General features: G+C 74.8%; 18 protein-coding genes and 1 pseudogene. 13 read left to right on the forward strand and 6 right to left on the reverse strand.

What is annotated here, in order from left to right:
* Positions 1–142 precede the first annotated feature (142 nt).
* From ACIQR3_RS18440 to ACIQR3_RS18460, 5 genes are all read left to right on the forward strand, one after another.
* Entirely contained in the window at positions 143–631 is a 489-nt protein-coding gene (locus tag ACIQR3_RS18440) for a MarR family winged helix-turn-helix transcriptional regulator (protein ID WP_403539900.1), read from the forward strand.
* A gap of 83 nt (positions 632–714) precedes the next feature.
* Positions 715–1320: a sulfite oxidase-like oxidoreductase gene (locus tag ACIQR3_RS18445; protein ID WP_403539902.1), complete on the forward strand. Its 606-nt coding sequence runs from the start codon at positions 715–717 to the stop codon at positions 1318–1320.
* Positions 1313–2077, forward strand: coding sequence for a ferredoxin reductase (locus ACIQR3_RS18450; protein WP_403539905.1), 765 nt, complete (start codon positions 1313–1315; stop codon positions 2075–2077). Before ACIQR3_RS18445 ends, ACIQR3_RS18450 begins: the two co-directional genes overlap by 8 nt.
* A gap of 247 nt (positions 2078–2324) precedes the next feature.
* On the forward strand, positions 2325–2909 hold the full coding sequence (locus ACIQR3_RS18455; RefSeq protein WP_403540068.1) for a hypothetical protein: 585 nt from the start codon (positions 2325–2327) through the stop codon (positions 2907–2909).
* Between the two features lie 211 nt (positions 2910–3120).
* Positions 3121–4089, forward strand: a complete 969-nt coding sequence (locus ACIQR3_RS18460; protein ID WP_403539907.1) for an acetylxylan esterase — start codon at positions 3121–3123, stop codon at positions 4087–4089.
* A 6-nt stretch (positions 4090–4095) separates the two neighbouring features.
* Here the strand turns inward: ACIQR3_RS18460 and ACIQR3_RS18465 are convergent, their stop codons facing one another.
* The gene (locus ACIQR3_RS18465; protein WP_403539909.1) at positions 4096–4818 is read right to left on the reverse strand and encodes a class I SAM-dependent methyltransferase; all 723 of its coding nucleotides are present in this window, start codon (positions 4816–4818) and stop codon (positions 4096–4098) included.
* A 290-nt stretch (positions 4819–5108) separates the two neighbouring features.
* Between ACIQR3_RS18465 and rho the strand changes: the two genes are divergently transcribed.
* Both rho and ACIQR3_RS18475 read left to right on the forward strand, forming a co-directional pair.
* On the forward strand, positions 5109–6251 hold the full coding sequence (rho, locus tag ACIQR3_RS18470; RefSeq protein WP_403539910.1) for a transcription termination factor Rho: 1143 nt from the start codon (positions 5109–5111) through the stop codon (positions 6249–6251).
* Between the two features lie 136 nt (positions 6252–6387).
* Positions 6388–7227: pseudogene (locus ACIQR3_RS18475) on the forward strand (D-alanyl-D-alanine carboxypeptidase family protein); the annotation flags it as partial.
* Between the two features lie 59 nt (positions 7228–7286).
* On the opposite strand, the gene ACIQR3_RS18480 reads toward ACIQR3_RS18475, so the two are convergent.
* Entirely contained in the window at positions 7287–8669 is a 1383-nt protein-coding gene (locus tag ACIQR3_RS18480) for a glycosyltransferase family 87 protein (RefSeq protein WP_403539913.1), read from the reverse strand.
* A complete protein-coding gene (mptB, locus tag ACIQR3_RS18485; RefSeq protein WP_403539915.1) occupies positions 8666–10075 on the reverse strand; it encodes a polyprenol phosphomannose-dependent alpha 1,6 mannosyltransferase MptB in 1410 nt (469 codons plus the stop codon). The genes ACIQR3_RS18480 and mptB overlap by 4 nt, the downstream gene beginning before the upstream one ends.
* A 209-nt stretch (positions 10076–10284) precedes the next feature.
* Between mptB and ACIQR3_RS18490 the strand changes: the two genes are divergently transcribed.
* Complete coding sequence (locus ACIQR3_RS18490) at positions 10285–11355, forward strand: fatty acid desaturase family protein (protein ID WP_403539917.1); 1071 nt, start codon at positions 10285–10287, stop codon at positions 11353–11355.
* A 15-nt stretch (positions 11356–11370) separates the two neighbouring features.
* Here the strand turns inward: ACIQR3_RS18490 and crcB are convergent, their stop codons facing one another.
* A complete protein-coding gene (gene crcB / locus ACIQR3_RS18495) occupies positions 11371–11745 on the reverse strand; it encodes a fluoride efflux transporter CrcB (protein ID WP_403539921.1) in 375 nt (124 codons plus the stop codon).
* Positions 11742–12200, reverse strand: coding sequence for a CrcB family protein (locus tag ACIQR3_RS18500; protein WP_403539923.1), 459 nt, complete (start codon positions 12198–12200; stop codon positions 11742–11744). Before ACIQR3_RS18500 ends, crcB begins: the two co-directional genes overlap by 4 nt.
* Before the next feature lie 288 nt (positions 12201–12488).
* Here ACIQR3_RS18500 and ACIQR3_RS18505 point away from each other — a divergent pair, with 288 nt between their 5' ends.
* Positions 12489–12887 (forward strand): MarR family winged helix-turn-helix transcriptional regulator, encoded by a 399-nt coding sequence (locus tag ACIQR3_RS18505; RefSeq protein ID WP_403539926.1) that lies wholly within the window; start codon positions 12489–12491, stop codon positions 12885–12887.
* Between the two features lie 7 nt (positions 12888–12894).
* On the opposite strand, the gene ACIQR3_RS18510 is transcribed toward ACIQR3_RS18505, so the two are convergent.
* A complete protein-coding gene (locus tag ACIQR3_RS18510) occupies positions 12895–13296 on the reverse strand; it encodes an SseB family protein (RefSeq protein WP_403539929.1) in 402 nt (133 codons plus the stop codon).
* Between the two features lie 255 nt (positions 13297–13551).
* On the opposite strand from ACIQR3_RS18510, the gene ACIQR3_RS18515 reads away from it, so the two are divergent.
* From ACIQR3_RS18515 to ACIQR3_RS18530, 4 genes are all read left to right on the forward strand, one after another.
* Positions 13552–15315 carry a beta-galactosidase family protein gene (locus ACIQR3_RS18515; protein ID WP_403539932.1) on the forward strand — a complete coding sequence of 588 codons (1764 nt, stop codon included), beginning with the start codon at positions 13552–13554 and terminating at the stop codon, positions 15313–15315.
* A 319-nt stretch (positions 15316–15634) separates the two neighbouring features.
* The gene (locus ACIQR3_RS18520; RefSeq protein ID WP_403539934.1) at positions 15635–16678 is read left to right on the forward strand and encodes a LacI family DNA-binding transcriptional regulator; all 1044 of its coding nucleotides are present in this window, start codon (positions 15635–15637) and stop codon (positions 16676–16678) included.
* Between the two features lie 78 nt (positions 16679–16756).
* The gene (locus tag ACIQR3_RS18525; RefSeq protein ID WP_403539936.1) at positions 16757–18022 is read left to right on the forward strand and encodes an amidohydrolase; all 1266 of its coding nucleotides are present in this window, start codon (positions 16757–16759) and stop codon (positions 18020–18022) included.
* A 143-nt stretch (positions 18023–18165) separates the two neighbouring features.
* Complete coding sequence (locus tag ACIQR3_RS18530) at positions 18166–19611, forward strand: glyceraldehyde-3-phosphate dehydrogenase (RefSeq protein WP_403539939.1); 1446 nt, start codon at positions 18166–18168, stop codon at positions 19609–19611.
* The last annotated feature ends 26 nt before the right edge of the window (positions 19612–19637 follow it).

Consider the following 19637-nt stretch of genomic DNA (forward strand, 5'->3'; position numbering starts at 1 on the left):
AACGCCCGCGCCGACACAGCGGTGATGGGTCCCACCTCCTCGGTCCACGACGGCCGGGACGGTCCGCGGCCGTCGGTCACACTACCCCACCGGCACCCCATATCAGGTTGTATGATGCAACCAAGTAAGTGGAGGAGGTCCCGTGACAGCACCCGACAGGCCCGGCGAGACGAGCCCCGCTTCCGGGGCGAGCGAAGCCGAGGAGATCATCCACCGGGAGCTGACGGCCTTCGCCCGGCGGGCCCGCTCCTCGGCGGGCCGGATGCATCCCGAGCTGTCGCTGGTGTCGTACACCCTGCTCGGGCACCTGGAGGAGCGGGACGGCTGCCGGGCCACGGACCTGGCCGCGCACTACGCGCTGGACAAGTCCACCGTCAGCCGCCAGGTGGCCGCCCTGGAACGGACCGGCCTCGTCGAGCGGCGCCCGGACCCCGACGACGCCCGGGTGCAGGTCCTGCACCTGACGGAGGCGGGCCGGCGCATCCTGGCCCAGGTCACGGAGAGCCGCCGTACGGCGTTCCGGGAACGTCTCGCGGACTGGCCGGAGGAGGACCTCGTACGGTTCGCCCGCTACCTGGCGCGGTACAACGCGTGGCCCGCGCCCCACCGGCGTCCCGGGCCGGACGCGTAGTCCCCCGCCCCGGGCCCGTACTGTGGAGGACTTCCGTACGGTTCGCACGCCGCCGCCCCCGGCGGCCCGAAAGGCACCACCGCATGAACATCACCCGAGGCTTCACCGGACGCCCGCGCGCCGTCCGTCCGGGGCTGCCGCCCGGCCAGTACGACGCGCGCGACGACTGGCCCGTGCTGTCCGCCGAGGTCACCCCCGACCTGGCCGCCGCCGACTGGTCCTTCCGCGTCGGCGGACTGGTGGCCGAGTCCCGCTCCTGGAGCTGGGAGCAGGCCCATGAGCTGCCCGGGGCGGCGTACGAGGGCGACATCCACTGTGTGACGGGCTGGTCGAAGTTCGGGATGCGGTTCGAGGGCGTGTCCCTGGACTCCTTCCTGGCGGCGGCCGGTCCGCTGCCGTCCGCCACGCACGCCGTGGCCTACGCGCACACCGGCTACACGGCGAACCTGCCGCTCGCCGACCTGACCGGCGGGCGCGCCTGGATCGTCTGGTCGGCCGACGGCCGGCCGCTCGCCCCCGAGCACGGCGGGCCGGCCCGGCTGATCGTGCCCCACCTGTACTTCTGGAAGAGCGTGAAGTGGGTCGCGGGCCTGGAGCTGCTCGACCACGAGGAGCCGGGCTTCTGGGAGGGCAACGGCTACCACGCGCGCGGCAACCCGTGGCAGGAACAGAGGTACTCCGGTGACTGAGCAGGCCGTCTCCCCCGTGCCGCGCACGCGGTTCGCCGTGCCCGGGCGGATCGCCGTGGACGAGCAGGTCGCGGCCCGCTGGCAGACCGCCACGCTCACCGAGATCCGCCGGGAGACGCCGCGCGCGGCCACGTTCCGGTTCGCGGTGCCCGGCTGGGCCGGTCACCTGCCCGGCCAGCACCTGCTGCTGCGGCTCACCGCCGAGGACGGGTACACGGCCCAGCGCCACTACTCGCTGGCGTCGGCGCCGGACGGTTCCGGGCACATCGAGCTGACCCTGGACCGGGTCGCGGACGGCGAGGTCTCCGGCTGGTTCCACACGGTGGCCCGGCCCGGTGACCAGGTGGCGGTGCGGGGACCGCTGAGCGGGTTCTTCGCCTGGCCGGGCGACCGGCCCGCGCTGCTGATCGGCGCCGGTTCCGGCGTCGTGCCGCTGATGTCGATGGTGCGCCACCACCGGGCGCGGAACCTGTCGGTGCCGCTGCGGCTGGTGGTGTCCGCGCGCAGTCCCGAGGACCTGCTCTACGCGCGGGAGTACGGCGCGAAGACGACGCGGGTGTTCACCCGGTCCGCGCCGCGGGGGACGCCCGTGGGCCGGCTGACGACCGCGCACCTGGCGCCGCTGCTGGCCGAGCGGCCGGCCGGTGGCTGGGAGGCGTACGTGTGCGGGTCCAACTCCTTCGCCGAGCACGCCTCGCGGCTGCTGGTGGCGTCCGGGCAGCCGGTCGACCGGATCCGTATCGAGCGCTTCGGCTGAGCCGGCCCCCGAAAAGCGCCGCCCGGGCCTCCGGCCGCGTTTTCCGGTCCCGCGGCTGGGCACCTGAGCGGCGGCGCGGAGCGGCCGTCCGGCGTGGCGGGCGGCGCGGTGCACGGGACCGGCCGGACGGGGTACCAGAACCGTGCGGGTACCCGTACGCGGGCGGGACGCCGAGGGACCGGCGGCCCGGGAAGCCGTGCGGCCGGCCGTCCGGCCCTCCGGCCGCGGTGACGGCGAGGAGGACGAGATGCGAACCCGGGTGCGCGGCTGGCGCTGGCGACGCAATCCGCTGCGGCGCCGGTCGGACGTGATCGAGGCGTGGACGGTCCTGGTCGTGGCCGTACTGCTGCTGGTGGGAGCCCCGGCGCTGGGAGCGGCCACGGCGTGGTGGGCGCACGGCCAGGCGCGGGCGGTCGCCGCCGAGCAGCGGGCCGAGCGCCGGCAGGTCCGGGCGGAGGTGGTCGGCACGACCCCCGAGACGCTGCCGTCGGTGCAGTCCGGCGGGCAGCACTCCTACCGGGCCACCGTGCGCTGGAGCGAGCCGGGCGAGGCACCGCGGACCACCTCTGCGCGGCTGCCGGCCGAGACCCGGCACGGCGAGACCGTGACCGTGTGGCTCGACGCGCGGGGCCGGAGCGTGCCGCCGCCATCCGGCGGGGCCACGGTCTGGCGGCACGCGGTCACCATGGGCGCGTGCGCCACGGCGGGCTCGGCGGCGGTGGTGCTCCTCGGGCACTGCGCGGTACGCCGGGTGGCGCTGCGGCACCGGCTGGCGGAGTGGGACCGCGCCTGGGCCCGCGCCGAACCTCAGTGGTCGCACCGCGACGCCTGATCCGATCACCTTCCCCACCGAGGTCTTCCTCCCGTCACGTCGGAGCCCCGCAGAATACGCGTGAACAGCGGTGACGCCTGATACCAGCCCTCCGGGCGCGGCGTCGACCACGGTCGTTTCCGGCCAGGATCTGGCGAGTCATCCGATCACTCACGTACGGTGTGATCATCCGGACGGTCCGGCGCCGTCCCTCACCCAAAGGCGGTTCTCGATGGCCCTGTTCGACCTTCCGCTCGACGAACTACGCGACTACCGCAGCGCGGCACCCGAGCCGGAGGACTTCGACGCGTTCTGGAGCAAGACGCTCCAGGAGTCCCGCGAGCACGACCTGGACGCCCGCTTCGAGCAGGTCGACACGGGGCTGACCAGGGTACGGACGTACGACGTGACGTTCGCCGGGTTCGGCGGCCACCCGGTGAAGGGCTGGCTGAACCTGCCGGCCGAAGCCGAGGAGCCGCTGCCGCTGGTCGTCGAGTACATCGGCTACGGCGGCGGACGCGGCCTGCCGCACGAGCACCTGCTGTGGGCCGCCAGCGGCCGGGCGCACTTCGTGATGGACACCCGCGGCCAGGGCAGCGGCTGGGGCGGCGGAGGCGGTACGGCCGATCCCGTCGGCGGCGCCCCCGCGTACCCGGGGTTCATGACCAAGGGCATCGACGCGCCGGAGAACTACTACTACCGCCGGGTGTACACGGACGCGGTGCGCGCCGTCGAGGCGGCCCGCTCGCACCCGCTGACCGACGCCGCGCGCACCGCCGTCCTCGGCGCCAGCCAGGGCGGCGGCATCACCGTGGCCGTGGGCGGCCTGGTGCCGGACCTGACGGCGGTCGCGCCCGACGTGCCGTTCCTGTGCGACTTCCCGCGCGCGACCACGCTCACCGACCGGCACCCCTACCGGGAGATCGGCCTGTACCTGAAGACGCACCGGGGCCGCGCCCAGGACGTCCGGCGGACGCTGTCCTACTTCGACGGGGTGCACTTCGCGGCCCGCGGCCGGGCCCCCGCGCTGTTCTCGGCGGCGCTGGAGGACATGACCTGCCCGCCCTCGACGGTGTTCGCGGCCTTCAACGCCTGGGCCCACGAGGACAAGGACATCGAGGTCTACGAGTTCAACGACCACGAGGGCGGCGGCCCCTTCCAGGAGGCCGCCAAGGTGCGCTGGCTGAGCGGCCGGCTCTGACCGGCGTCAGGGTCTGCGGGCGGTGACCAGGCGGGCGCGCGGAGCGCCGTCGGGCCGCCGCCCGAAGCCGGGCAGGGGCCGCAGGTCGACCTGGAACCCGGCCCGGACCAGTTCCCGGCGCACGTCGCCGAGCCGGAAGGTCCGGTAGTACATCACGAACGGCGGCCGCCACACGGCGTTGCGCACCCGCATCGCCGCGTCGAAGCCGAGCAGCGCCCAGTAGGCCCGGGAGCCCGGCCGCGGCGGCGCTCCGAGCGGGAAGGCGAAGCGGCCGCCCGGCCGCAGCGCGGAGTACACCTGGTCGAACAGTCCCGGCAGTTCCCGGGGCAGGAAGTGGCCGAACGCGCCGAAGCTCACCACCAGGTCGAACGCCTCGGTGAACGGCAGGGCGCGGGCGTCGGCGCGGACCCAGGAGACCGTCGGCCCGGCGGGGCGGACCGGCCGCCGGGCCACGTCCAGCATGCCCGCGCTGAAGTCGACGCCCGTGGCGCTCCCGCGGCACAGGCGGGCCAGGACGTCCATGCCCGCGCCGGTGCCGCAGCACAGGTCCAGCCCCGCCTCGAAGGGGCCCAGCGGCAGCAGCGCGGAGGCCACGGCGTCGAGCACCCGTGGTGGGGTGCGGTACGGGGTGTGGTCGAACTTCGGGGCCAGCAGGTCGTAGCCGTGCTCGACCGACGACAGTGCCTGGACGGCGAGTTCACGCAGGGTGGGAGCCTCGGGGCGGGACATCCGGTCAGCCTAGCGGTGCCTCGCCGGTAGTGGTACGGTGTACTCAGCACACGTGCACGCCTCCCTTTCTTGCGAGGCGCCGGTGCCGTTCTTCTCTCGGTTCGCCGAGACCTCCCGTCCGTTCCGTTCGGAGCATCGGCTTTTCCACACCACCCCGCGAGCGGGTCCTCCCGTCGTCGCCAAGGTGCTGTTTCCCGCCGTCCGCAGGCATGCCCCCTGGGCCCGGCCCGCACGGCCTCTCCCCCCTCCCCACGCGCTCGTCTCGTTCACCGTCCTCGAAGGGACCCCTCATGACCACCACGATCGAACACCCTCCCGTCCAGCAGGCCCCGGCCGAGACCGTCAGCGGCGTCCTCGACCTGGACGCGGGCGGCAAGGGCCACCTGCGCACCGCCGGTCTGCTGCCCACCCCCGCGGACGTGCAGCTCCCCACCGCGCTGATCCGCCGGTACGGCCTGCGCAAGGGCGATCTCGTCGAAGGCGTACGCGGCGACCGGCGCACCCTGACCGACATCGTCCGGATCAACGGCCGCACCCCGCAACGGCCGGCCGCGCGCCGCAACTTCGCCGATCTGACGCCGCTCCACCCGCACCAGCGGCTGCGCCTCGAACACCCGGCGGCGGGTCTCGCCGGACGCGTCCTGGACCTGCTGGCGCCGGTCGGGAAGGGGCAGCGCGGTCTGCTCGTGGCCCCGCCGAAGACCGGCAAGACCGTACTCCTCCAGCAGATCGCGGCCGCCGTGACCGGCAACCACCCCGAGTGCCGGCTGATGGTCCTGCTGCTCGACGAGCGGCCCGAGGAGGTCACCGACATGCGGCGCTCGGTGCGCGGCGAGGTCTACGCCTCGACCTTCGACCGGACGCCCAAGCAGCACATCGCCCTGGCCGAGCTGGTGATCGAACGGGCCAAGCGGCTGGTCGAGGCCGGTGAGGACGTCGTCGTCCTGCTCGACTCGCTGACCCGGCTGTGCCGGGCGCACAACAACGCCGCCGGTCCGGGCGGGCGCACCCTCAGCGGCGGTGTCGACGCGGGCTCGCTGACCGGGCCCAAGCGCTTCTTCGGCGCCGCCCGGCAGGCCGAGGAGGGCGGCTCGCTCACCATCCTCGCCACCGCGCTGGTGGAGACCGGTTCCCGGGCCGACGAGTTCTTCTTCGAGGAGCTCAAGAGCACCGGCAACATGGAACTGCGGCTGAGCCGCGAGCCGGCCTCCCGCCGTCTCTTCCCGGCCGTGGACATCGACGGCTCGGGCACCCGGCGGGAGGAACTGCTGCTGTCCCCGGCCGAGTTGACGGCCGTGGCGGGGCTGCGGCGGGCGCTGCGTTCGCGGGACGGACACGGCGGCCTGGAGACGCTCATCGAGCGCCTGCGCGAGACGCCGGACAACGCCGCCTTCCTGCGCCGCGTCCAGCCGACGCTGCCCGCCACCGGCTGACGGTCCGCCCCCTCCTCACCTCGCGGCCCGTACCGCCTGTGCGGCCCGTGCGGCCCGTGCGGCATCCGGGTGCCCGTCCCCGGCCACTCGGCCCTGACAGCGTGGCGCCGGGCGATCCCCTTCCTACGTTTGCGGTATGACTATCGGATTCTCATCCCGGCTGGCCCTGTCCGGATGCGCACTGTGCGCGTTGGGGCTGCTGGCCCTGGCGCCCGCCGCGGCGGCGGTCCGCACCCGGCCGCCGGACCCCGGCCCGGCCGCCGGACCCCGGGCGGTAACACCGCAGCCGGGCCTGCTGTACCGCTCCGGCACCCAGGTCCGCCCGCGCCCCGGGGCGCCGGAACTCCCCGATGTCTCCGGTCTGTCCTGGGTGGTGGCCGACGCCGGCAGCGGCGAGGTGCTGGCCGCGCACGACGCCCACCGCAGGCTGCCGCCCGCCTCCACCTTGAAGACGCTGTTCGCCCTCACGGTGCTGCCGGTGCTGCCGGGCGGCATCCGCCACGAGGTGCGTCCCGAGGAACTGGCCCGGGTCGGCCCGGGCAGCAGCCTCGTCGGGGTCGCCGAAGGGCGTACCTACCGGGTCGCCGACCTGTGGAACGGGGTGTTCCTCAACTCCGGCAACGACGCCGTGCACGTGCTGGCCGCGCTCAGCGGCGGCTGGCGCGAGGCTGCCGCCCGGATGCAGGCCAAGGCCCGCGCGCTGGGCGCCCGCGACACGGAGGTGCGCTCGCCCGACGGCTATGACGCGCCGGGCCAGGTCTCGTCCGCCTTCGACCTGACGCTGTTCGGCCGGGCGGGGCTGCGCAACCCGGAGTTCGCCCGGTACTGCGCCCGGGCCGCGGCCCTCTTCCCGGGCGGCGGCGGGGACGTGTACCCGATCGAGAACACCAACCGGCTGCTGACCGGCGCGGACGGGGTCGCCGCGTACCCGGGGCTGGTCGGCGTCAAGAACGGCTACACCAGCGGCGCCGGGCACACCCTCGTCGCCGCCGCCCGGCGGGACGGACGGACCCTGCTGGTGACGGTGATGAACCCTCAGGAAGGCGGCGCCTTCGCCGTGTACGAGGAGGCGCGCTCGCTGCTGGACTGGGGGTTCGCGTCGGCCGGGCGGGTCGATCCGGTGGGCTCGCTGGACGCCCCCCGCGCACGGTCGCGGCCGGGACCGGAGCCGTCGGCCGAACCCGTCGCGGTGGCGGCTCCGGCCGGGGACGGGCCGGGCTGGGCGGAGACCGGGGCGGTCACGGCCGCGGCCGGGTTCGGCGCGGGCGCGGTGGCGCTGGTGCTGCGGCGGGTGCCGGGCCGTCCGGACGAGGAGTGACCGGCCGGCAGCGCCAGCAGCAGGCCGAGGGTGATCCAGACGTAGGCGTTGCCGCCGAGGAAGCCGGCCACGCCCGAGGCGTCGTCGGTCCACAGCCACACCACGCTGGTGCACAGCACCGCGTACAGGGCGCCCGCGACGCGCGGGTGGCCGGTGCGCAGCAGCACCGCGAAGGACGGCAGCAGCCACACCAGGTGGTGCACCCAGGTGACCGGGCTGACCAGGCACGCGGCCAGTCCGGTCAGGGCGAAGGCCGCCGTCCAGTCCGCCGCGGCCAGGGCCCGCCGGGTCCGCCACGCCCATACGCCGAGGACCAGCAGCACCGCCGCCGCCCACACCGCCCGGTCCGGTTCGCCGAGTCTGGCCAGCACCCCTTGGAGGGACTGGTTGGAGACGTAGTCGAGGCGGCCGACGCGGGTGGTGTCCCACATCGCGTGGGTCCAGTAGAAGCGGGAGGCGTCCGGCACCGCCCAGGCGGCCAGCGCGGTCGCCCCGGCGGCCACGGCCGTCGCGACCCCGGCCGCCCGCCGGCGCCGGGCGAGCAGCAGCAGGCCGATGAAGAGCGCGGGGGTGAGCTTGACGGCCGCGGCGAGGCCGATGCCGACGCCCGCCCACCGAACGCGCCCGGTGGCCAGCAGCCATCCGTCGGCGAGCACGAGGGCCAGCAGGATCAGGTTGACCTGGCCGAAGCTGACGGTGTCGCGCAGCGGCTCGAACAGGGCGAGCAGGCAGACGGTCAGGGCCCAGCCGTAGACACCCGGCCGCCGCCGGGCGCCGTCCGCCAGGACGCGCAGCACCGCCGTGAGGGCGATCAGGTCCAGCAGCAGGCAGACGACGACCGCGGCGGACAGGCCGAGCAGCGCCATCGGCAGCATGGCGAGGGCCGCGAACGGCGGGTAGGTGAAGCCGTACGCCGTGCCGGGCACCCGGTAGTCGTAGATCCGGCCGCCGTGGTGGATCCAGCTGTCCACGGTGCCGTGGTAGACGCGCAGGTCGAACCAGTCGCGCAGCAGGGGCACCGTCGCGGTGAAGACGGTCACGGCGGCGGCCAGGGCCAGGACCAGGGCCAGCCGGCCGCGGTCGGTGGACGGCTGCCTCATCCGACCGGGTCCAGCGCCGGGGCCGGCCGGGCCTGCCGGAACTGGTGGGCCTGCCACAGCACGACCGCGGCGAGGACGCCGCCGCACACGGCCAGGGCCAGCTGGCCCGCGTCCGCCGCTCCGCCGCCGGGCAGGGTGGCCAGGGCCAGCACCCCGGCCACGGCCGCCGCGCGGTGCCGTACGGGGGCGGGCGCGGCGGCGGCGATCAGGTAGAGGCCCCACAGGGCGTACCACGGGCGGATCGCCGGGCCGAGGGCGGCGACGACGGCGAGGCTGAGACCGACGGCGTACACCGGGCGGTGCCGCAGCCGGAGCCAGACCAGGAGGACGGCGACGGCGGCACACGCCAGGCCGAGGGTGTGCCAGGCGGGGACGGCCAGGTGGGCGAGGCTGCTGCCGACGCCCGCCAGGAGGTCGCGGGTGGCGCCGCCGAGGAGGGTCGTCAGGGCCCAGTTGCCGGTCGAGACGGGGGTGTCGAGGGCGGCGGTCCAGCCGTATCCGGTACCGGTCACGGCGGTGGCGGCGACGGTGGTGGCCGCGGCCGTGAGGGCGGTCGTCAGCAGGGCGCGCGCCGGGCGGCGGCCCGCGCGGATCTGGAGGACGACGACGGCGGCGAGCCCCAGCGCGGCGGGCGCCTTGACCAGGGCGGCCAGGGTGACCAGCGCGGCCCCGGCGGCGGGCCACCGGCCCAGCGCGGCGACCAGGCCGGCGCCGAGCAGCCCGAGCATGACGGCGTCGTTGTGGGCGCCGGCCACCAGGTGGAGCAGGACCAGCGGGTTGAGCGCGCCGAGCCACAGCGCGGCGGCCGGGTCGGCGCCGCTGTGCCGGGCGAGCCGGGCCAGGGCGAGCGCCATCAGCGCGACGCCGGCCAGCGCGACCAGCCGCATCCCGGCGACGCCCGCCTGGAGTTCGCCGCGGGTCAGGGCGGACAGGAGGGCGGAGACGCCGATGAACACCGGCCCGTACGGGGCGCTGGTGTGCTGCCACAGCGGCGCGACCTCGTCGGCGAGCGGTCCGCCGAGGCGGGCCGGGCCGTGGGTGTAGACGTCGATGCCCGCGTCGGCCATGGCGCCCTGCGCGAGGTAGCTGTAGACGTCCCGGCTGAACAGCGGCGGGGCGAGCAGCAGCGGTGCCGACCAGAGCGCCAGGACCAGCAGCAGGGCGCGCGGCGCCGGCGGCTCGGGGCCGCTCACCAGACGTCCGAGCAGGGCCCAGGCCGCGATCAGCAGGACGATGCCGAAGTAGACGGCGACCAGGCCGAGGGCGGCGCCGCCGGAGGCGGGGGCGAGCAGCTCGCGCACGGGCAGGGCACCGGCCGTCTCACCGCCCGTCGCGAGGGCGGCGGTACCGGCCAGGCCGAGTAACCGGCAGCGGCGGAGGTCGGCGGAGAGGACGACGGGCAGCACGCGGGCAGCATGTCGGCGCGGGGTGGCCGGGAATCGACGCGCCGCCCTCCGCCCGGGGGACTGCGGGTGACCGCCGGGCGATCCCGCCCCGGTGGCCGCGGTGCCGCCGGTGGTGGGGTCAGCCCCACCCCCGCCCGGGGGTGAGCACCGTCCGGGCTCGGGGGCCAACATCATTCTGCTGCCGCACGGCCGTTCACATACTGAAGTACATGGTCGATCCGACGGCGCCCACGACGGTGCGCACAGACAACACGTCCATACGCCGGCCCGCGCGGGACCGGGAAAGGGGCAGCGATTTCGCCGAACTCTCCCGCCGTATCACCGAGGCGGGACTGCTGCGGCGGCGCCCGCTGTACTACACGGTGCGTTTCGGTGCGGTGGGAGCCGCGCTCGCGGGGTGCGTGGCGGCGTTCCTGGCGCTGGGTGACAGCTGGGGGCAGGTGGGCGTCGCCGTCGCCCTGGCCGTCGTCTTCGGCCAGCTCGGACTGGCCGCCCACGACCTCGCCCACCGCCAGGTGTTCTCCCGCCGGCGCCCCAGCGAGATCGGCGGTCTGCTCACCGCCGACCTGCTGCTCGGCATGAGCTACGGCTGGTGGATGAACAAGCACACGCGCCATCACGCCAATCCCAACCACGAGGAGAAGGACCCGGACGTCTCCCCCGACATCCTGGTCTGGAGCCGGCGGCAGGCGCGGCAGGCCGAGGGGATCGCGCGGTTCGTCGGGAAGCACCAGGCCGCGCTGTTCTTCCCGCTGCTGACCCTCGAAGGCCTCAACCTGAGTTTCAACAGCTTCAAGGCGCTGCGCGGTCCGTCCATGAAGCGGCCGGTGCTGGAGGGCACGCTGCTGGTCGCGCACTTCGCGCTGTACTTCGGCGGGCTGTTCACGGTCCTCTCCCCCGGCAAGGCGCTCGTCTTCATCGCCGTCCACCAGGGCCTGTTCGGGATCTACCTGGGCTCGGTCTTCGCGCCCAACCACAAGGGCATGCCGATGATCGAGGAGGGCACGCGCCTGGACTTCCTGCGCCGTCAGGTGCTCACCTCCCGCAATGTCCGGGGCGGAGCGTTCATCGACGCGCTGATGGGCGGCCTCAACTACCAGATCGAGCACCACCTGTTCCCCAGCATGCCGACGCCCGCCCTGGCCCGGGCGCAGCACATCACCGAGCGGTACTGCGCCGAACTGGGCGTCCCCTACCACCAGACGGGGCTGCTCGCCTCGCACCGGGAGGCGCTGCGGCACATGCGCGCCGTCGGGGAGCCGCTGCGCGCCGCCCGGTGACCGGCGGGAGCGGGCTCAGCCCCAGAGGACCCGGCCCAGGGCCACGCCCGCGAACGCCGCGCCGACGCCGGCCGCCACGCTGAGCAGCACATTGCCGACGGCGTGCCGGTTGTCCCCGGCCTCCGCCAGCCGCAGCGTCTCGTACGAGAAGGTCGAGTACGTGGTGAGGGCCCCGCACAGGCCGGTGCCGAGCAGCAGCTGGAGGCGGGGGCCCGCCGCGCCCGTGAGGGCCGCGCCGGTGAGCAGGCCGAGGACCAGCGAGCCGGCGACGTTGACCAGGAAGGTGCCCCAGGGCAGGGACGAGCCGTACCGGGCGCGCACCGTGCGGTCGGTGAGGTAGCGGAGCGGGGCGCCCACCATGGCGCCCACGACGACGAGCAGCCAGTTCACGAGGACCGCCCGCCCGTCACCGTCAGGACCCGGCGGGTGGCCGAGGCGGCGAGCCAGACCGCGGTGAGCGCCGCGAGCGGGGTGGCGGCGAGGTAGGCCAGGGCGACGGGGAGGTGCCCGGTCCCGGCCAGCTGCCGGAAGTCGACGGTGAACGTCGAGAAGGTGGTGAAGCCGCCGAGCACCCCGGTGCCGAAGAAGGGCCGCAGCAGGCGGTGGACGGGCCACACGTCGGTGACGGTCATGAACACGCCGATCACGGCGCAGCCGGCCACGTTGACCCAGAAGACGGCCCAGGGAAAGCCACCGGCCCCGGCCGGCCAGCCCAGGGCGGCCGCGTAGCGGGCGGCGGCTCCGGCGCCTCCGCCGAGCGCCACGGCGGCGAGCACGGGCAGCTGGCTCCGGACGGGCCGGGGTGGGGTGGCGGGAGGCGCGGCGGCGCTCTCGGGCTCGGTCATGAGGGGGTGGCCATGAGGGGGTGCGTCTTCCTACTCGCCGGCCTGGATGCCGTCGTGCGCAAGCAGGGACCGTTGGCGGCGCCTGTGCCGCGGTTCGGATACGGCGGGCCCCTCCGCCGCGCCGCGCGGGAGCGGGCGCGGCCGGTGACCAGCGTAACGCGGGCCGCGCCGAGGCCGGGCCGGCCGGTCGCCACCGCCCCTTGCCGGACCGTGATGTCGGCGACGGGTCCGCCGGTGGGCGGCTCCGGCCCTTCGGGTGCGGGCCCGGCCCGGTACTACCATGCGGATATGGCAGCGAAGACGGCCGGCGTGCGGCTGGAGGACCGGTGGCGGGAGATCCTCTCGGTGCACGCGCGCACGTCCTGTGAGATCGACCGGGTCCTGCACCCCTACGGCCTCGGCGCGAGCGACTTCGAGGTGCTCGACCTCCTCGCCGCCACCGTGCACGAGGAGGGGGACCACTGCCGGGTGCAGAACCTCGTCGGCCGGGTCCATCTCAGCCAGAGCGCGCTGTCCCGGCTGATCGCCCGGCTGGAGCGGGACGGCCTGGTGCGGCGCACCGTCTGCCTGGAGGACCGGCGCGGCGTGTGGGTGGCGCTGACCCCCGAGGGCCGCGACCTGCACGCCGAGACGCTGCCGTTGCAGCGGGCGGTGCTGGCCCGGACGCTGGGCGACGACGCCCGGTAGGGCTCGGTCAGGGGCGCGCCAGCAGGGTGCGGACGCCGTCCGAGGTGAGGGTGAGCCGGTGCTCGGAGCCGGCGTCGATGGACAGGGACAGGTCGTCGGCCGGCCACTGCGCGGCCAGGGCGCCGAGCGGCACCAGGCGGTACCGGGAGACGAACGGCAGCAGGCCGGCCATCTCCAGCTCCGAGGTGAAGACGGGCACCACCTGCCCGCCGCCCGACTGTTCCAGCACCGGCAGCGCCAGCGAGGTCGCGCCGGTGGCGTCCTCGTCGCTCGCGTCGTCCGGCACCGGGACGAGCACCTCGCTGCCCGCCAGCGTGTCGAGCGCCGCCGTGTCCGCGGTGTTCTCGGCGAGGGTGTCCAGCGCCCGCTGCGCGGGGGTCGCGGTGTTGTCGTTCGCAGGAGTCTCCATGGCGGTTCCCTGATAGCGGCGGTGTGCCGCCCGTCCTCGTGGTGAGCGGCACGGGCGCGGTCCCGCCTCGCGTACCCGGTCGGGGCGGCGGCAATCCTGTCCGGGACGCCCCTCGGGCGCCGGCCGCCGAGGAGCGAGCCGGCCGCCGGGGACCAGCGCGGGGGTTGACCCCGGGCCCGGTCGACGGGTGTCATGTTACCGGTAACACGCTCTCGGTCCCGCGCGGCGCCCCGCCCCCTCGAAGGGAACCCCCGTATGCCCGCCCTGACGACGACCTCCGACGGATTCCTGCTCCACGGCGAGCCGTTCCGCATCATCTCCGGTGCGCTGCACTACTTCCGGGTCCATCCGCGGCAGTGGGCCGACCGGCTGCGCAAGGCCCGCCTGATGGGGCTCAACACGGTGGAGACCTACGTCCCGTGGAACCTCCACCAGCCGGACCCCGCCGGTCCGCTCGACCTCGACGGCATCCTCGACCTGCCGCGCTTCCTGCGGCTGGCCGGCGAGGAGGGGCTGCGGGTGCTGCTGCGGCCCGGCCCGTACATCTGCGCCGAGTGGGACGGGGGCGGGCTGCCCGGGTGGCTCACCGCGGACCGGGGCATCCGGCTGCGCAGCGGCGACCCCCGGTTCACCGCCGCCGTCGACCGCTACCTCGACCTGCTGCTGCCCCCGCTGCTGCCGCACCTCGCCGCGTCGGGCGGCCCCGTCATCGCCGTACAGGTGGAGAACGAGTACGGGGCGTACGGCGACGACACCGCGTACCTGAAGCACCTCGCCGAGGGACTGCGGGCGCGCGGTGTCGAGGAGTTGCTGTTCACCTGCGACCAGGCCGACCCGGCGCACCTGGCCGCCGGGAGCCTGCCGGGCGTGCTCGCCACCGGCACCTTCGGCAGCCGCATCGAGGAGTCGCTCGGCACGCTCCGCGCCCACCGGGGCGAAGGGCCGCTGATGTGCGCCGAGTTCTGGATCGGCTGGTTCGACCACTGGGGTGGGCCGCACCACGTGCGGGACGCGGCCGACGCCGCCGCCGACCTGGACCGGCTGCTGGCGGCGGGCGCCTCGGTAAACCTGTACATGTTCCACGGCGGCACCAACTTCGGCCTCACCAACGGCGCCAACCACCACCACGCCTACGCCCCCACCGTCACCTCGTACGACTACGACGCCCCGCTCACCGAGTGCGGCGACCCCGGGCCGAAGTACCACGCCTTCCGCGAGGTCATCGCCCGCCACGCCCCGGTGCCGGACGGACCCGTCCCGGCCGCGGGCCCCAAACTGCCGCCGACGCCGGTGGAGCTGGACCGGCGGGCGCCGCTGCTGCCGTACGCCGTGGCGTCGGGAGCGGCGGCGTGCGGTGACGATCCGCTGGCGATGCACGAGCTGGGGCAGGCGTCCGGCCTGGCCCTGTACCGCACCACCGTGCCCGCCGCCGGTGACGGGCTGCTGCGCTTCGAGGGCGGGGTCGGCGACCGGGCCCAGGTCTTCGTCGACGGCGCCCCGGCGGGCGTGCTGGAGCGCGAGCGCGGCGAGGAGACGCTGCCGGTGCGCGTGCCCCGCCCCGGCGCCACGCTGGACGTCCTGGTGGAGAACCTGGGCGGGGTCAACTACGGGCCGCACATCGGGGACCCCAAGGGTCTCCTCGGGCCGGTCTCCTTCGACGGGACGGTGCTGCGCGGCTGGGAGTGCCGTCCGCTGCCGCACGGGGTGCCCGGCCCGGAGGCGTTCACGGCGTCCGGGACCGGACCGGCCGCCGCCCCGGCCTACCACCACGGCACGTTCGAGGTGACGGTGCCCGCCGACGCCTTCCTGGCGCTGCCCGGCTGGACCAAGGGGCAGGCGTGGGTCAACGGCTTCGCCCTCGGCCGCTACTGGAACCGGGGCCCGCAGTGCACGCTGTACGTCCCCGCGCCGGTGCTGCGCCCGGGGGCCAACGACCTGGTCCTGCTGGAACTGCACGGCGGTGTCGCCGGACGTGCCCTGCTCACGGACGCCCCCGACCTCGGGCCGGACAAGGTCTGACCCGGGTAGGCCCCGGTCCGACCGGGTCAGATCCGGGTCCGCCCCGGTCCGACCGGGTCAGTCCGGGTCCGACCGGGTCAGTCCGGGTCCGCCCCGGGTCCGACCGGGTCAGATCCGGGTTCGGTTCGGCCCTGGTCCGGGACCGGGTCCGGCCCGTGTCGCCGCCTGTCCCGCCCGGGTCAGATCCGGGTCCGACCCTGGGTCCGGGACCGGGTCCGGCCCGTGTCGCCGCCTGTCCCGCCCGGCCTATGCTGTGCTTCTGCCGGGCGGGACGGGTCCGCCGTACCGCCGTCTGCCGACGCGGAGGAACGGACCCGTCATGAGCCCGAGCGCACCCGAGGGCCCCGCGCGGCGCAGCCGGCGGGGCTTCGCCGGGGCGCGTCCCGTGATGGACGACGTGGCACGCCGCGCGGGCGTCTCCAAACAGACCGTCTCCCGGGTGCTCAACGACCATCCCGCCGTCCGCCCCGAGACCCGCGAGGCGGTGCGGGAGGCCATGCGGGCGCTCGGGTACCGCCCCAGCCGCAGCGCGCGGTCCCTGGCCAGCGGACGGACCCGGATGCTGGGCGTCATCTCGTTCGACGCCGCGCGCTACGGCCCCGCCGCCATCCTGGCCGCGATCGACACGGCGGCGCAGAAGGCCGGTTACCTGGTCAGCTCCATCGCCCTGGACACGGCCGACCGGGACACGGTGGTCGAGGCCGTGGACCGGCTGTCGGCCGAGGGCGCGGACGGGGTGATCGCCATCGCGCCGCAGCGGTGGGTGGGCCGGGCCCTCGCGGACACCGCTCTGACCTCGCCCCTGGTGGTGCTGGACGACACCCCGGCGGTCGTCGGCGATTCCGGCAGCGGGGCCCGCAAGGCCACCGGGCACCTGCTCTTCCTCGGCCACCGCACCGTCCACCACATCGCGGGCCCGGCCGGCTGGACCTCGGCCGATCTGCGGCTGGCCGCCTGGCGGGGTGCCCTGGAGGAGGCCGGGGCCGAGGTGCCCGAGCCGCTCGTCGGCGACTGGAGCGCGGACGCCGGGTACGAACTGGGCCGGCGGCTGGCGCGGCGGGCGGGGGCGACGGCGGTGTTCGTCTCCAACGACCAGATGGCGCTGGGCGTCCTGCACGCCCTGCACGAGGCCGGGCGGCCCGTCCCCGGCGAGGTCAGCGTGGTCGGCTACGACGACATTCCGGAGGCGGCCCACTTCCTGCCCCCGCTGACCACGGTGCGCACCGACTTCGCCGAACTCGGCACCCGGTCGCTGCGGCTGCTCCTCGACCGGATCGACGGCGCCGCGCCGGCGCCGTCGGGCACACCGGTCCCGGCCGAGCTGGTGGTGCGGCGCAGCAGCGGGCCGCCGCCGGTCCGGTAGCGCCCGGCGGTCGATTGCGGCACTGCCCCCGGGGTGTTTCGCTGGCGCCTGAAGATCAACCGAGTGGGAGGCATCGCCATGACCGTCGAGACGGCAGCGCAGGCCGTGTTGTCCGGGCTGAACGACATCCGGTCCGACGTGGAGGACCTGTACCGCGACCTCCACGCCCACCCCGAGCTGGGCTTCCGGGAGCACCGCACCGCCGGGAAGGCGGCCGAGGTGCTGCGCGGCTGCGGTTACGAGGTGACGGAGGGGCTGGGCGGGACCGGCGTGACCGGCGTACTGACGCGGGGCACCGGTCCCACGGTGCTGCTGCGCGCGGACATGGACGCCCTGCCGGTGCGGGAGGCGACCGGTCTGCCGTACGCGTCGACGGTCACGGCGGAGGACGCGGAGGGCCGGGACCGGCCGGTGATGCACGCCTGCGGGCACGATGTGCACGTGGCCTGCATGGCCGGGTTCGCCCGGCTGATGGCGGCGGCGCCGGAGGGCACCTGGCGGGGCACCCTGGTCGTGCTGTTCCAGCCCTCGGAGGAGAACGGCGACGGCGCCCGGGCCATGCTCGACGACGGTCTGACGGAGAAGGTGCCGCGGCCGGACGTGGTCCTCGCCCAGCACGTACTGCCGTACCCGGCCGGATACGTCGGCACGCGCCCCGGCTCCTTCCTCTCCGCCGCCGACAACCTGCGGATCACCCTGCACGGGCGGGGCGCGCACGGCTCGGCCCCGCAGACCGGGGTCGACCCCGTGGTCATGGCGGCGATGTGTGTGATCCGGCTCCAGACGGTGGTCTCCCGCGAGACCGGCGCGACCACGCCCGTCGTCGTCACCGTGGGCAGCATCCAGGCCGGCACCGGGCCGAACATCATCCCCGACCACGCCGTCCTCCAGCTCAACGTGCGCACGTACGACGAGGCCGTGCGCGAGCAGGTGCTGGCCGCGATCGAGCGGATCGTGCGCGCGGAGGCGCAGGCGTCCGGGGCGCCGAAGGAGCCGGAGATCGAGCACCTGCGGTCGTTCCCGCCGACGGTCAACGACGCCGGTGTGACCGGGACCGTCACCCGTGCCTTCGCGGACCATTTCGGCGACGCCCTGCACACGGTCGAACTCCAGACGGCCAGCGAGGACCTGAGCGAGATCCCGGCGGCGTTCGGCGTCCCGTACACCTACTGGGGCATCGGCGGCATCGCGCCGCAGGCGTATGCCCGGGCCGAGCAGCGGGGCACCCTCCGGCAGGACGTCCCCTCCAACCACAGCCCGAGGTTCGCCCCGGTCCCGCAGCCCACCCTCGACACCGGTGTGCGGGCGCTGACGGTGGGCGCGCTGGCCTGGCTGGCGGGGTAGCGCGGGCCCGGTCACCGAGACACCGCGGGAGCCCTGTCACCGAGGCCGGGCGGCGCTCATTCGATCACCCCTGCCCCCACTTGATCGATCATCGGGGCGGTGTGGTTAACATATGAGCGCCGCCTAGCTCGAAAGATGGAACCGTGACTGTCAACGACGACTCGTTCACCGACTGGAAGAACCGCGAGGAGATCGCGGAATCGATGATCCCGATGATCGGGAAGCTGCACCGGGAGCGGGACGTGACGGTCCTGCTGCACAGCCGCTCCCTGGTGAACAAGTCGGTGGTCAGCATCCTGAAGACGCACCGCTTCGCCCGGCAGATCGCCGGCGCGGAGCTGTCGGTCACCGAGACGCTGCCCTTCCTCCAGGCACTCACCACGCTCGACCTCGGCCCGTCCCAGATCGACATCGGCATGCTCGCCGCGACCTACAAGGCCGACGACCGGGGGCTGTCGGTGGCCGAGTTCACCGCCGAGGCCGTCGCCGGGGCCACGGGGGCGAACAAGATCGACCGGCGTGAGCCGCGGGACGTCGTCCTCTACGGCTTCGGCCGCATCGGCCGACTACTGGCCCGGCTGCTGATCGAGAAGGCCGGCTCCGGCAACGGGCTGCGGCTGCGCGCCATCGTCGTCCGCGACAGCGGGGGCGGCGACCTCGTCAAGCGCGCCTCGCTGCTGCGCCGGGACTCCATCCACGGCCAGTTCCAGGGCACGATCACCGTCGACGAGGCGAACAGCACCATCGTCGCCAACGGCAACGCCGTCAAGGTCATCTACTCCGCCGACCCGACGACGGTGGACTACACGGCGTACGGGATCAAGAACGCCATCCTCATCGACAACACCGGCCGCTGGCGCGACCGGGAGGGCCTGTCGCAGCACCTGCGCCCGGGCATCGACAAGGTGGTGCTGACCGCGCCCGGCAAGGGCGACGTCCCCAACATCGTGCACGGCGTCAACCACGAGACGGTCAAGCCGGACGAGCGGATCATCTCCTGCGCCTCCTGCACCACCAACGCGATCGTGCCGCCGCTGAAGGCGATGGCCGACGAGTACGGCGTACTGCGCGGGCACGTCGAGACGGTCCACTCGTTCACCAACGACCAGAACCTGCTGGACAATTACCACAAGTCCGACCGGCGGGGCCGTTCGGCGCCGCTGAACATGGTGATCACCGAGACCGGCGCCGCCTCGGCCGTCGCCAAGGCGCTCCCGGACCTGAAGGCGCGGATCACCGGCTCCTCGATCCGCGTCCCGGTCCCGGACGTGTCGATAGCGATCCTCAACCTCCAGCTCGCCCGCGAGACCACCCGCGAGGAGGTCCTGGACCACCTGCGCGAGGTGTCGCTGACGTCGCCGCTGAAGCGCCAGATCGACTTCATCACCGCCCCGGACGCGGTCTCCAGCGACTTCATCGGCTCCCGGCACGCCTCGATCGTCGACGCCGGCGCGCTGAAGGCCGAGGGCGACAACGCGATCCTCTACCTCTGGTACGACAACGAGTTCGGCTACTCCTGCCAGGTGGTCCGGGTCGTCCAGCACGTCTCCGGCGTGGAGTACCCGACCTACCCGGCGGTCGACGCCTGATCCCGGCCCGGGACGCGCGGGCGGGC

This window comes from Streptomyces sp. NPDC090994 (assembly GCF_044768905.1).
Classification (GTDB): domain Bacteria; phylum Actinomycetota; class Actinomycetes; order Streptomycetales; family Streptomycetaceae; genus Streptomyces.